The 12980-nt window shown below is 63.7% G+C and carries 15 protein-coding genes; 9 read left to right on the top strand and 6 right to left on the bottom strand.

What is annotated here, in order from left to right:
* Nucleotides 1-87: 87 nt before the first annotated feature.
* The 5 genes from ABIA90_RS28430 (at nucleotide 88) to ABIA90_RS28410 (ending at nucleotide 3400) form a co-directional block, all read left to right on the top strand.
* On the top strand, nucleotides 88-855 hold the full coding sequence (locus ABIA90_RS28430) for an acyltransferase (RefSeq protein ID WP_354120595.1): 768 nt from the start codon (nucleotides 88-90) through the stop codon (nucleotides 853-855).
* A gap of 199 nt (nucleotides 856-1054) precedes the next feature.
* Complete coding sequence (gene rpsD, locus ABIA90_RS28425) at nucleotides 1055-1672, top strand: 30S ribosomal protein S4 (protein ID WP_071912408.1); 618 nt, start codon at nucleotides 1055-1057, stop codon at nucleotides 1670-1672.
* Between the two features lie 114 nt (nucleotides 1673-1786).
* On the top strand, nucleotides 1787-2014 hold the full coding sequence (locus tag ABIA90_RS28420) for a hypothetical protein (protein ID WP_354120596.1): 228 nt from the start codon (nucleotides 1787-1789) through the stop codon (nucleotides 2012-2014).
* 53 nt (nucleotides 2015-2067) lie between these two features.
* On the top strand, nucleotides 2068-2295 hold the full coding sequence (locus ABIA90_RS28415) for a type II toxin-antitoxin system RelE/ParE family toxin (RefSeq protein WP_354120713.1): 228 nt from the start codon (nucleotides 2068-2070) through the stop codon (nucleotides 2293-2295).
* A gap of 37 nt (nucleotides 2296-2332) precedes the next feature.
* Nucleotides 2333-3400 carry a threonine aldolase family protein gene (locus ABIA90_RS28410; RefSeq protein WP_354120597.1) on the top strand — a complete coding sequence of 356 codons (1068 nt, stop codon included), beginning with the start codon at nucleotides 2333-2335 and terminating at the stop codon, nucleotides 3398-3400.
* A 138-nt stretch (nucleotides 3401-3538) separates the two neighbouring features.
* On the opposite strand, the gene ABIA90_RS28405 is transcribed toward ABIA90_RS28410, so the two are convergent.
* The 4 genes from ABIA90_RS28405 to grxD are packed head-to-tail and all read right to left on the bottom strand — an operon-like array spanning nucleotide 3539 to nucleotide 7017.
* Nucleotides 3539-4801, bottom strand: coding sequence for a serine hydrolase domain-containing protein (locus ABIA90_RS28405; protein ID WP_354120598.1), 1263 nt, complete (start codon nucleotides 4799-4801; stop codon nucleotides 3539-3541).
* Between the two features lies 1 nt (nucleotide 4802).
* On the bottom strand, nucleotides 4803-6089 hold the full coding sequence (locus tag ABIA90_RS28400) for a serine hydrolase domain-containing protein (protein ID WP_354120599.1): 1287 nt from the start codon (nucleotides 6087-6089) through the stop codon (nucleotides 4803-4805).
* A 46-nt stretch (nucleotides 6090-6135) separates the two neighbouring features.
* A complete protein-coding gene (locus tag ABIA90_RS28395; RefSeq protein ID WP_208072079.1) occupies nucleotides 6136-6687 on the bottom strand; it encodes an O-acetyl-ADP-ribose deacetylase in 552 nt (183 codons plus the stop codon).
* A gap of 3 nt (nucleotides 6688-6690) precedes the next feature.
* Nucleotides 6691-7017 carry a Grx4 family monothiol glutaredoxin gene (gene grxD / locus ABIA90_RS28390; protein ID WP_175618047.1) on the bottom strand — a complete coding sequence of 109 codons (327 nt, stop codon included), beginning with the start codon at nucleotides 7015-7017 and terminating at the stop codon, nucleotides 6691-6693.
* Nucleotides 7018-7256: 239 nt separating this feature from the next.
* Between grxD and egtB the strand changes: the two genes are divergently transcribed.
* Nucleotides 7257-8555, top strand: a complete 1299-nt coding sequence (gene egtB / locus ABIA90_RS28385; protein ID WP_354120600.1) for an ergothioneine biosynthesis protein EgtB — start codon at nucleotides 7257-7259, stop codon at nucleotides 8553-8555.
* A gap of 50 nt (nucleotides 8556-8605) precedes the next feature.
* Entirely contained in the window at nucleotides 8606-9577 is a 972-nt protein-coding gene (egtD, locus tag ABIA90_RS28380) for an L-histidine N(alpha)-methyltransferase (protein WP_063982369.1), read from the top strand.
* 226 nt (nucleotides 9578-9803) lie between these two features.
* Here egtD and ABIA90_RS28375 read toward each other — a convergent pair whose 3' ends face one another.
* Together ABIA90_RS28375 and ABIA90_RS28370 are read right to left on the bottom strand one after the other, a co-directional pair.
* A complete protein-coding gene (locus ABIA90_RS28375) occupies nucleotides 9804-10997 on the bottom strand; it encodes a low temperature requirement protein A (RefSeq protein ID WP_354120601.1) in 1194 nt (397 codons plus the stop codon).
* A gap of 26 nt (nucleotides 10998-11023) precedes the next feature.
* On the bottom strand, nucleotides 11024-11260 hold the full coding sequence (locus ABIA90_RS28370) for a BolA/IbaG family iron-sulfur metabolism protein (protein WP_028147489.1): 237 nt from the start codon (nucleotides 11258-11260) through the stop codon (nucleotides 11024-11026).
* A gap of 179 nt (nucleotides 11261-11439) precedes the next feature.
* On the opposite strand from ABIA90_RS28370, the gene ABIA90_RS28365 reads away from it, so the two are divergent.
* Nucleotides 11440-11799, top strand: a complete 360-nt coding sequence (locus ABIA90_RS28365) for a DUF427 domain-containing protein (protein WP_014494138.1) — start codon at nucleotides 11440-11442, stop codon at nucleotides 11797-11799.
* A 58-nt stretch (nucleotides 11800-11857) separates the two neighbouring features.
* Nucleotides 11858-12961: an alpha/beta fold hydrolase gene (locus ABIA90_RS28360; RefSeq protein WP_354120602.1), complete on the top strand. Its 1104-nt coding sequence runs from the start codon at nucleotides 11858-11860 to the stop codon at nucleotides 12959-12961.
* Nucleotides 12962-12980 lie beyond the last annotated feature (19 nt).

Below are 12980 nucleotides of genomic sequence, written 5' to 3'. Positions count from 1 at the left end.
CCAGGCGGGTTGGTTCGTGCTAGAGCACGCGGCGAGCGGGCCACCCGCTCGCTGCACATATTTTAGTCCGCAGGAACCGAAAGACCCATGCGCGGGACGCCCAAGACCATTTCGCTGCCGCGCCGCCTGATTTGCGACCTCATGCGGGCGTCGATGGACGTGCCGTTCGTCTCGCTCTCCCGCCCCCTCAATATCCGCCCCCTGCTGGAGGCGCGTGCCGGAGCGATGGCGCCCGCCGGCTGGGCCGCGATGTTCGTCAAGGCCTTTGCCCTGGTCGCCAGTGACGAGCCGGTCCTGCGCACCGTCTACGCCAAATGGCCCTGGCCGATGCTTTACGAGCTGCCCAATAGCGTGGCGTCGGTGGCGATCGCCCGGGTCCAAGACGGCGAGGAATGCGTGATGCCGCAGCGAATCGCGGCTCCCGAAGCCATGGCGCTGGCCGCGGTGGACGCCGAAATTCGGCGTGCCAAGACGGCCCCGATCGACGATATCCCGATGTTCCGCAAGATCATGCGGGCCACCCGCCTGCCGCTGCCGCTGCGGCGGCTGTGCTGGGCGGTCGGGCTGAATTTCGGCCGACAGCGCGGCAATTGGTTCGGCAGTTTTGCGGTGAGCTCGGTGGCCGCCTATGGCGGTGGCGAGCTCCATCCCATCACGCCGGGCCCATTCATCGTCAGCTATGGGGTGGTCGAGCCCGACCAAACCATCCATGTCGTGATCCGCTGGGACCACCGGGTGACCGACGCCGCCCCCATAGCCCGGGTCCTGACCCGGCTGGAACAGGTCCTGAACACTGAAATCGCTGCCGAATTGCGCGCGGCCGGGCCGAAGCCGATCCGGGCGGTCCGGACATGATTTCGGGGCTATTCGCATTGACAGAACGGCCCAAACTCACCTAAAAGCCGCCTGCTCGCGGGCCGATTTCGGCCCGCGAAGCGTTTCGCGACCCGTGGTCCTCTCCCTTAAGCTTTGGGGATCGGACCTGTCAGTGCCGGGCCCAGCCCGTCACACAGGAGGGCGCGTTTCCTCAAACCATGTACCTGAAGAGGACGCGATGACTAAGCGCAGTGAGGCGAAGTACAAACTCGATCGCCGTATGGGCCAGAACATCTGGGGCCGCCCGAAGAGCCCCGTCAATCGCCGCGAGTACGGCCCCGGCCAGCACGGCCAGCGCCGCAAGGGCAAGCTCTCCGACTTCGGCGTGCAGCTGCGCGCCAAGCAGAAGCTGAAGGGCTATTACGCCAACATTTCCGAGCGTCAGTTCCACGGCATCTATGTCGAGGCGAGCCGCCTCAAGGGTGACACCGGCGAGAACCTGATCGGTCTCCTGGAGCGTCGTCTCGACGCGGTCGTGTACCGCGCCAAGTTCGTCTCCACGATCTTCGCCGCGCGCCAGTTCATCAACCACGGCCACGTCAAGGTGAACGGCCGCAAGGTGAACATCTCGAGCTACCAGCTCAAGATCGGCGACGTGATCGAGGTCAAGGAAGCCTCCAAGCAGCTCGCCCACGTGCTCGAAGCCAGCCAGCTCCCAGAGCGCGACACCCCCGACTATCTCGAAGTCGACCACGGCAAGATGACCGCCAAGTATGTGCGCATCCCCGGCCTCTCCGACGTGCCGTTCCCGGTGCAGATGGAGCCGCATCTGGTCGTCGAATTCTATTCGCGCTAACAGTTCGGCAGAACGACATTCAAAGGCCCCGGTTCACCGGGGCCTTTTTGTTTGAGCCGGCGATTCCCATGTCTCAGGCCATCTGTGCTATGATTGCACATCGCGGAGTTGAGCATGACTCGTCTTCTGGAAGAGGCCTTCAGCAAAGTTTCCGGCCTGCCCGATTCAGAGCAGGACGAACTGGCGCGGACCCTGCTTGAGCTTGCCGGGGTCGATCAGCCACCAATCCAGCTGACGGCGGCGGAAGAGGCAGATCTCGCCGAGGCCGAAGCCGAAATCGCCCGCGGCGAGCTGACCAGCGCCGACGAAGTCCGCGCGATGTGGGCTAAGCACGGGCTGTGAAGGTCCGCTATACGAAGCGGGCGCTCGCCCAAATCGACCAAATTCTGACCTAGATCGAGGCGCACTCGCCCCAAGGCGCAGGCCACGTGCGCGGCCGCATTGTCGCTCTCATAGCATTGCTAGAGACCTACCCCCACGCAGGGCGAACGACTACGCGTGCATACGTCCGTCGCTTGCCGGTCAACCCTTATCCCTATCTGATCGATTATCGTGTGACCGAGACAGAAATCGTTATTATGCGGTTTCGTCACGCCGCCCGGCGTCCACCCAGAGCTCGCTGACCGCGAGCGAGTGCCATTCCCCTCAGGGAGCAAGTTGATGCTCTATACCCCTCCCCCGATCGATCCCAAGGCGCCGCCGGTGCGCATCAATCTGCTTTCGGACACGCAGACCAAGCCGACGGCTGCGATGCGCGAGGCGATGGCGCGGGCAGAGGTCGGCGACGAGCAGGTCGGCGACGATCCGACCGTGAATGCGCTGTGCGAGCGCGTTGCCGCGCTGCTCGGCAAGGAGGCCGCGGTCTACATGCCCTCAGGCACGATGTGCAACGTCACCGCGACGCTGGTGCATTGCCGTCCCGGCGACGAGATCCTCGCCCACGAGAGCGCACATATCATCGCCCGCGAAGGCGGCGCGCATGCCGCGATCGGCGGCTTCCAAGTCACCCAGCTCAAGGGACCTGACGGCCAGTTCACGCCGGAGACCTTTCGCAAGGCACTGCATCCGCGCACGCGCTACCAGCCGCCGCAGACCGTCGTCAGCGTCGAGCAGACCGCCAATATCGGCGGCGGCACGATCTGGAAGAAGGCGGCGCTCGACGAGATCGTCGCGATCGCCAAGCAGCACGGCCTCGTCACCCACATGGACGGTGCGCGCCTGCTCAACGCCACCGTCGCAAGCGGCATCTCCCCGCGCGACATGACCGCGGGGTGGGATTCGGCCTGGATCGATTTCTCCAAGGGCCTGGGCGCGCCGATCGGCGGCGTGCTCGCGGGCACCCGCGCCTTCATCGATGCGGTGTGGCAGTGGAAGCAGCGCCTCGGCGGCTCGATGCGGCAGGCCGGCGTCTGCGCGGCCGCCTGCATCTACGCACTCGATCATCACGTCGATCGCCTCGCCGACGACCACGCCAATGCGCGCGCGCTCGCCCGCGGGCTGTCGCAGATCGCAGGCGTCGAGGTGCAGGAGCCCGAGACCAATCTCGTGTTCTTCAAGCCTGATGGCGCCGGAATTGCCGGCGACAAGATGGTCGCTGCACTGCGCCAGCGCGGCGTGACGCTCGCGATGATGGACGGCCGCATCCGCGCCTGCACCCATCTCGACGTCAATGCGGCCCAGGTCGAGGAAACGATCGGGTACATCAGAGAGATCGTGCGCGGGGCGTAAGTCCGTAGCCCGGATGGAGCGCAGCGAAATCCGGGGTCCTCGCCTCGCGGAAAGATTTTCCCGGATTGCGCGGAGCCTGTCATCGGGCGGCGCTTCGCGCCGCCCCGTTGGCTCCATCCGGGCTACGAAGGCGGCTAGCTACCGCCCCATCGCCTGATAGATCAGCGTCTTCAGCGCCAGCTGAATCCGGCCACGCTGCGACGGGGTCTGCACCATGAAGATCCCGAACAGATCGTCTTCGGGATCGATGAAGAAGAAGGTGCCGCCGACGCCGTCCCAGCGATATTCGCCAAGCGGCCACGATGTCCCTGATGGCACCGAGGTGCGCACCGCGAAGCCGAGGCCGAAGCCGGAGCTTCCGCCCGGATAGTAATTCTGATCGCGCGCGATCTTCGTCTCCGGGCCGATATGATCCGACGCCATCAGCGCGATGGTCTCCGGCTTGAGATAGCGCCGGCCTTCATAGCTGCCGCCGTTGAGCAGCATCTGCGAGAAGCGCGCGTAGTCACCGACCGTACCGACAAGGCCGCCGCCGCCCGACTCCCACCTCAGCGGTTTCCTGGGATCGCGGATCTGCGTCATCGGGCTGATCGCGCGATCCTGCGGCATCGGCTCGGCGATGCGCGGCCACTTGGCAGGATCAGCGACATAGTATGCAGTGTCCGTCATCCCGAGCGGATCGAGCAGCCGCTCCTTCTCGAACGCGAACAGCGATTTCCCCGATATGACCTCGACGATGCGGCCGAGCACGTCCGTGGAGTGGCCATAGTCCCAGTTCGTGCCGGGCTGTTCGGCGAGCGGAAGCGTGGTGATCTTCGCAACGAGTTCGGCGTTGGTCAAAGCCTTGTTGTCGAAGAGACCGGCGTCGGCATAGAGCTTGTTCACCAAGCCCCCGCCATAATAGCCGTAGGGCAGCCCGGCAGTGTGGCGCATCAAATCCTTGATCGTCACGGGGCGACTGAGCGGCTCCAGCGCCAGCGCAGCCTTGCCGTCCTCGGCCTTCGTCTCGACACCGACCTTCATCGCGCCAAAGGCCGGAATGTACTTTGCGACGGGATCGTCGAGCGAGAGCTTGCCCTCCTCGACCAGCATCATCGCCATGACTGTCGTGACCGGCTTCGACATCGAATAGAGCCGGAAGATCGTGTCCGCGCTCATCGAGATCTCGGTGGTGACATCGCGGACGCCGAAATTCTCGTAGTAGACCGGCTTGCCGTGCTGCTGGAGCAGCAGGATCGCGCCCGGAAACGTACCGGCTGCGACCTCGCCCCTGATGTAGTCGGAAACCTTTGCCAGACCTTCTGGCGAGAAAGTGTGGGCGCGCGCCTCGGAGCCCGCTTGCGCACCACCTGCACCGAACAAGAGAACGAGCGCCGCAATCAGCGCGCGGCGCCCGAACATGTCACTTCTCCATGGCTTCATAGACCAACTGCTTCAATGTCCGCTGCACGCGCTGGCGCTCGGTCGGGGTCTGCTCCAGCAGCACGAAGAACATGTCCTGCTTGGGGTCGATGACGAAATAGCAACCGGAGGCGCCGTCCCACTTCAATTCCCCGAGATCGCCGGGCGGTGGCGGCTTGGCGTTGCCGGGATCGGTGCGGACCGCAAGGCCAAGACCGAAGCCGAAACCGTCGCCGGGGAAATAGAAATAGTCGCGACCGACCCCCGAGGTCGGGCCGATTTGATCGGTCACCATCAGCTTGAACGTCTCGGGCTTGAGGATGGTCTTGCCGTCGAGGCTGCCGCCATTGAGCAGCATCTGCGCAAAGCGCTCATAGTCCGCCATGGTCGTAACCATGCCGCCGCTGGCGAATTGAATTTTTTTGACAACCGTCGGATCGTTGATGCGGCCGACGCGAAAATCGGCGTCATTCGGCACCGGCTGCGCCAGAAGCTTCTGCTTCTCGGGCGCGGTGACGAAGAAACCGGTGTCGACCATGCCGAGCGGATCGAGCAGCTTCTCCCGCTCGATCTCGAGCAACGGCTTGCCGGTTGCGACCTCCATAACTCGCGCCAGAATGTCGGTGGAATGGCCGTATTGCCACAGCGCGCCCGGCTGGTTGTGCAGCGGCAGTTTTGCGATGCGCTCGGCGAACTCGGCGAGATCGAAATCGCCGTCGTAGATCTTGGCGTCGCGATAGGCCTTGCGGACCAGGCTGTCGCCGTAGAAGCCATAGGTGACGCCAGACGTGTGCGTCATCAGATCCTTCACCGTCATCGGCCGGCTCAGCGGCGCGAGTTCGAGCGACTTGGTGCCGTCGTCGGCCTTCTTCTCGACGCCGACCTTCACATTGGCGAAGGACGGGATGTATTTCGAGACGGGATCGTCGAGCTTGATCTTGCCGTCCTCGATCAACTGCACCGCAACGACGGAGTTGATCGCCTTGCTCATCGAGAACAGGCGGAAGATGGTCTGGTCCGTAATCGGCGCCTTGCTCACCACGTCCTGCACGCCGAAGGCTTCGCGGAAGACGGGCTTGCCGTGCTGCTTGATCAGCACTGTCGCGCCGGCGATCTTGCCGGTCGCGACCTCGTTCTTGAAGAACTCGCTGACCTTGGCGAGCTTGTCCTGATTGAAATGCGCGCCGGCCGGAATCTCGTAGGTGCCTTCGGCGCGCGCGAGCGACATCGCACCCAGCGACACCAGTGCGCCGCAAATCAACGCACGCAGTCCGAAATGTGAATTCATATCCCCTCCCCGGAAGGTGGCCGAGCGGAGTGTACTGACCACGTCATCAGGCACAAGGGCTGCTGTACCGCGCCAGAACGTCCGTGTGGAGCGCGGCGCTTGTCTCCGAGAAACAACAGAATATGACGTGGGTGACCAGCGGCGTAGCCGGCAGGGCTTCAATGGTCGTGTGGACCGCAATCTTCGCGGCCTGGTCGGCCGGAAAGCGATATACCCCGGTCGAGATCGCGGAGAAGGCTAGAGAGTTCAGTCTATTGGCCTGGGAGAGCTCAAGCGCACGGCGATAACAGGAACGCAGCGAATCCGCCTCGCCGCGGCTGCCGCCGTGCCAGACGGGGCCGACTGCGTGGATCACATGTCGCGCGCGCAGACGGTAGCCCTTCGTGATCTTGGCATCGCCGGTCGGACATCCCCCGAGCGTCCGGCACTCGGCCAGAAGCTCGGGACCGGCAGCGTCGTGGATTGCGCCATCAACGCCGCCTCCGCCAAGGAGAGACGAATTTGCGGCGTTGACGATGGCGTCAACGCCGAGTGTCGTGATGTCAGCGACGATAACCTCGAGCTCGGCGCCGCCAATGCGGCGCGTCAGCTGGGTCACGTGTCAGGCCGCGACGGCGACGCCCTTCTCGGAGAGCAGCTGCTGCAGTTCGCCGGCCTGGAACATCTCACGGATGATGTCGCAGCCGCCGACGAACTCGCCCTTCACATAGAGCTGCGGAATGGTCGGCCAGTTCGAATATTCCTTGATGCCGTTACGCAGTTCGGCGGATTCGAGGACGTTGAGGCCCTTATAACCAACGCCGATGTGGTCGAGGATCTGGACGACCTGGCCGGAGAAACCGCACTGCGGAAATTGCGGCGTACCCTTCATAAACAGAACCACGTCGTTCGACTTCACTTCGTTGGCGATGAATTCCTCGATGCTCATATCCATGTCCTTCCGGGGCGGAGCCCTCAACGATTCCCTCGGGCCGGCCCAGCCGATTTAACCCGATACCTGCCTATATATGTAGCCCAAACCGTTGTGCATCCAAAGTAAAATGGCGGCGAACAGCCCCTTGGGGCCGGTCCAGGCCACGCCGGCCCCATTACATGATGCCACGAATATCATCGCCGGGGAGGACTTTCATACCGTAACGGAGCCCCTATCTAGGACGAACCCAGGTTTTGGAACCGGGCAACGCCAACAACGTTCTCTTGTCCTGTCTGGAGAAAAACGTGACGAAACAAGCCTCCGCTACGGCCACCCCGCCGCTTTCGTCACCGTCGGCCGACCCGCGCGGCCTCGCCCAGGGGCTGGAAGAGGCGTTTCTCGCCGTCCGCAACGAGACCGAGCGCTGGGCCGCGCCGCTGTCGCCTGAAGACCAGCAGATTCAATCCATGCCGGATGCGAGCCCCACGAAATGGCATCGGGCCCATACCACCTGGTTCTGGGAGCAATTTCTGCTCGGCGAGCACTGTCCCGGCTACCGGCCCTTCCACCCTGATTTCGCTTTCCTGTTCAATTCTTATTACGTCAGCGCCGGCCCGCGTCATTCCCGCAATCACCGCGGCGACATCACCCGCCCCAGCGCCGATCAGGTCGGCGCTTATCGAACATATGTCGATGCGGCCGTCGTCAAATTCTTCCGCGAGGTCGGCCCGGACAAGCTTCGCGAGATCGCGCCGCTGGTCGAGGTCGGGCTCAATCACGAGCAGCAGCATCAGGAATTGATGTTCACCGACATCCTGCATGCCTTCGCGCAGAACCCGATCCCGCCGGCCTATGATCCGGACTGGCGCTTCCCGGCTTCGACACGCGCGGGGGAGGATTGGCTGACGCTGAACGAGGGTATCCACACCGTCGGTCATGTCGACGACAGTTTTCATTTCGACAACGAGAAGCCGGCACATCGCGCCCTCGTCGGTCCGGTCAGGGTCGCACGCAACCTCGTCACCAACGCCGAGTGGCTCGCCTTCATGCGCGACGGTGGCTACCGGACCGCAACGCTGTGGCTGATGGACGGCTTTGCCACCGTCAACAACGAAGGCTGGGACGCCCCCGGCCATTGGCGCGAGATCGACGGCCAGTGGCACACGATGACGCTCGCCGGCCTCAAGCCGGTCGATCTGGACGCGCCGGTCTGCCACGTCAGCTATTACGAGGCCGATGCGTTTGCGCGCTGGGCCGGAAAGCATCTGCCGACCGAGATGGAATGGGAGGTTGCTGCGCGTGCCGGCCAGCTCAACGACGCCTTCGGCATCGTCTGGCAGTGGACGCGTTCTTCATATTCGCCCTACCCCGGCTACCGCGCCATCGAAGGCGCGCTCGGGGAGTACAACGGCAAGTTCATGATCAATCAGTTAGTGCTGCGCGGCTCCTCGCTTGCAACTCCCGAGGGCCACAGCCGTATCACCTATCGCAATTTCTTCTATCCGCACCATCGCTGGCAGTTCACCGGACTGCGGCTCGCCGATTACGTCTAGTTTTCATCCGACGATAAATGCGCGCCGGACAGCGCGTTCAGGAGAGTATCATGAATGTGCACGCCAGCGCTTTGGCCGAAGCCCATCTCCCCGACGAGCAGACCACCGCCTTCGCCCGCGAGGCCATCGAGGACCTTTCGCAGCAGCCGAAAAAGCTGTCGCCGAAATATTTCTACGACGCGACCGGCTCGGAGCTGTTCGAGGCAATCACGCGCCTGCCGGAATATTACCCGACGCGCACCGAGCTTGCGATCCTGAAGGAGCGCGGCAGCGAGATCGCGAAGATCATTCCGCAGCATGCGGCGCTGGTCGAGTTCGGCGCCGGAGCAACCACGAAAGTCCGCCTGCTGCTCGATCACTGCAAGTTCGCGGCCTATGTACCCGTCGACATCTCCGGCGACTTCCTGAAGGCGCAGGCCAACGGCCTGAAGCGAGACTTCCCGACGCTCGGCATCTATCCGGTGGCGGCCGACTTCACCACGCCGTTCGAGTTGCCCAAGGCCGTCGCATCGATGCCCAAGGTCGGCTTCTTCCCCGGCTCGACCATCGGAAATTTCGAGCCGCATGAGGCACAGGCCTTCCTGAAGAGCGCCCGCAAGATCCTGGGCAAGGGCGCGCAGATGATCATCGGCGCCGACCTCGAGAAGGAAGAGCGCGTCCTCCACGACGCCTACAATGATGCCGCCGGCGTCACCGCCCGCTTCAACCTCAATGTGCTCGTGCGCATCAACCGCGAGCTCGGCGGCAATTTCGACCTGTCCGCCTTCACCCATCGCGCGATCTACAACCGCGAGCGGCACCGGATCGAGATGCATCTGATCAGCAAGAAGAGCCAGACCGTGCGCCTGCTCGGCACCAGCTTCTCGTTCCGTCCCGGCGAGAGCATCCACACCGAGAACAGCTACAAATACAGCCTCGAGCGTTTTGCTGCGCTGGCGCAGGGCGCGGGCTGGCAGGTTCGCGAAAGCTGGACGGACGCGGCGAAGATGTTTTCGGTGCACGCGCTGGAGGCGGCGGAGTAAACGCTCCGGCGCTTCCCGCTCGACTGGCCGTCCAGAGAGCTATGTATTTCAGAGCGTTTTCCTGCGGCACATCCTTCGAGACGCCCGCCTTCGGCGGGCTCCTCAGGATGAGGGCGGAGCGCGCGGCAGCAGTTTCAGCGGGCGCCTATGCCGATTAGCCTCATCCTGAGGAGACCGCGCAGCGGTCGTCTCGAAGGACGAGGCGCTTGCTCAGACCGCTCCAAATTCAATGCTGCTCTGCCTCCTCCGCCTTCGATCCCAGCGACACCGACTCCCATACCGCGACCACGATCATGATCACGGTCGACGCGACCGACAGCCAGAGCGGTGAGAGATCGGCGGCGAACCACCACAGCACCAGTAGCAGGATGATGCCGATGCCGTGGGAGAGCTGGAGGAAGCCGCGGATCGCGTGCTTGAACAGGATGGTGCCGACCAGGAACACCAAGGGACCACCGACCGTGCTCACGATGGTCCTGATATCGGAATGGCCGGTCGGATGCTTCAGCACCAGCTCGTCCGACACCGCGGTCAGGATGATGCCGGCGACGATCGGCATGTGCAGATAGGTATAGGCCATCCGTGCCAGCCGGCCGGATTCGGTGGATTTCGAGAGCCGCTCGGAGCCGGCCTCCGCGCCCTTGTGGAAATAGACCCACCACATCGCGATGGCCCCGGCCAGCGCCGAGACGAAGGCCAGGATGTTGTCCGCGGTCCAGTCCAGTTCGGCAAAGGTGGCGCCGTTGACGACGACGGCTTCACCGAGTGCGATGATGATGAAGCCGGCGCAGCGCTCGGCCATGTGCCCGCCTTCGACGGCCCAGGCTTCGACCGACGAGAAGCCGAGCTTCGGGACCCAGAAGCGCACCGCGGGCGAGACGTATTCGATCGCGAGCGCCGCGATCCAGAACCACAGCCGCGCCTCGTCATGGGCGAGACCGCCGAGGATCCAGAAGATCGCGGAGCCAGAGAGCCAGACCAGAATGCGGATCGCGTTGTGCCGGACGGCCGTTCGATGGCGCGGGGTCGCGAGCAGCCAGAAGGCGGTGCGTCCGACCTGCATGGTCGCGTAGGCGATCGCGAACCACAGGCCCCGCCCCTCGAAGGCGGTCGGGATCGTCGTCGACAGCACGAGGCCGCCCAGCATCATCAGGAAGATCAGGATGCGGACCGGGGTCAGCTCGGGATTGAGCCAGTTGGTGACCCAGGCGGTGTAGACCCACACCCACCACACCGCGAGGAACAGCACCGTGACGTGCACCGCGCCGAGCGGCGTGAAATGGTGCAGCAGCGTATGCGAGACCTGCGTGACGGCGAAGACGAAGACGAGGTCGAAGAACAGCTCGGCATTGGTGACGCGGCTGTGCTGGTTCGGAGCGATGACGCGAAACATCGCGCCGCGAGGATTGTCCGCAGCCATCGTCATCCCCCCGTCACGCGATCAGATCAGGCCCCCGGTACCCCGGTTTGCAGCGCCAGAGCATGCAACACGCCGCCCATCTGGCCTTGCAGGGACTGATAGACGATCTGGTGCTGTTGGACGCGGGACTTGCCGCGGAAGGATTCCGAGATCACGGTCGCGGCATAGTGGTCGCCATCGCCGGCGAGGTCACGGATCGTCACCTCGGCATCGGGGATCGCTGCCTTGATCATCGCCTCGATATCGTGGGCGTCCATGGGCATTCGGGTCTTGCTCCTGTCTCGGCTTCGAATCGCTTGCCGGGGTCCCCGGACCGGCAGGGCCAAACTTAGCGTGAACGGCCTTCTACGTCACGCATTCCGGCACTATATCCCTGATCCCATCCGGATAAAGGCACGACAAAGTGCCGCGCGCGCAAGATTGATCGAAAAGGCGTGAAATCATGAAGCTTCCAGGGCCCGACCACCCCATCACCATTACCCAAAATCCCCGACGCGTCCGCGTCACGGCCGGCGACATCGTGATCGCCGAGACCAGCAAGGCACTGATCTTGAAGGAGGCCAAATATCCGGCGGTGCAATATGTGCCGCGGGAGGACGCCAACATGGCGCTGCTGGAGCGCACCGACCGCGTCACCCATTGCCCCTACAAAGGGGACGCGAGCTATTACAGCGTCAAGGCCGACGGCAAGACGCTCGACAACGCGATCTGGACCTACGAGACGCCCTTCCCCGCGATGACGGAGATTTCCGGCCATCTCGCCTTCTATCCGGACAAGGTGAAGATCGAGGAAGTGGGGTAGGCTCATCGCGCCGGGGGCGATCGCAGGTCGCTTCCTCTCAGTCGACACAAGGCTCAGGATGCCGCGCAAAGCCGCAAGACTGATTGGGGTCTCGTTGCTGGGCGTGGCCGGTATCCTCATTGTGGTGGCCGCCGCCGGACTGGGTTTTCGCGCCTATCGCCAGCATCTTGCTGCCGAAACCCTCGCGATCCGCTCACCGAAGGGCGTGCAGGAGGGAGGGTTCGTCGACATCGGCGGAATCAAGCAATGGATTCAAATCCGCGGCGAGGATCGGGATAACCCGGTCCTCCTGTTCGTCCACGGCGGGCCCGGAGGCTCCAGCTGGCCAATGTCGTCGGGTTGGCGCCCCTGGGAGAAGCACTTCACCATCGTGCAATGGGACCAGCGCGGCACCGGCCGCACGTATGGCGCCGCCGGAGACACGCTGGCGCCAACCATGACACTGGAGCGCATGACGCAGGATGGCGTCGAGCTGGCCGAGCATCTGCGCACGCATCTGCACAAGGACAGGATCGTCCTGGTCGGGCATTCGTGGGGCTCGTTCCTGGGAATTCACATGGTGAAGCAACGCCCGGATCTGTTCTCGGCCTATGTCGGCACAGGCCAGGTGGTTGGCAGGACGACCTTCGAGAAGGCATTCGAGCTCACGATCGCACGCCTGCAACGGCTTGCGGCATCCGCCAACAATCGTGAAGCCCTGGCGGAATTGGCGCCGGTCGCATCACAGCCGACCCTCACCCCGGAAAATCGCCTGGTTGCGGACAGATGGAGCAACGCGCTGGGTCTGCCGCCCGCCGGCGGCTTCCAGCTCGCCGGCCCCATCCCGCCGCTCTTCATGCCGGATGTCTCGCTGCTCGACTTGTACAACTGGCGCAAGGGCGTTGCCTTCTCGGCCAAATATCTGACCGGACGGAACGGGCCGATGTTTCAGAGCGACATGGCCTCGATGGGATTCAGATCTTCGATCCCCATGTTCTTCATCGAGGGCGACGCGGACGGCGTGACGCCGGGCGAACCCGCCGAGCAATATTTCAAGGAGATCACGGCCCCGCATAAGGAATTTGTGTGGGTTCGCGGCGGCGATCATTTCATTCCGTTCGATCGTCCTGATGAGTTCCTGGCCGAGCTGATGGCCCGCGTCATGCCATTCGCAGGCAATTGAGGGCCGGCGCGCCGGCCGT

The organism is Bradyrhizobium sp. LA6.8, from assembly GCF_040547935.1.
Lineage (GTDB): Bacteria > Pseudomonadota > Alphaproteobacteria > Rhizobiales > Xanthobacteraceae > Bradyrhizobium > Bradyrhizobium barranii.
This window is presented reverse-complemented; position numbering and strand designations above follow the sequence as displayed.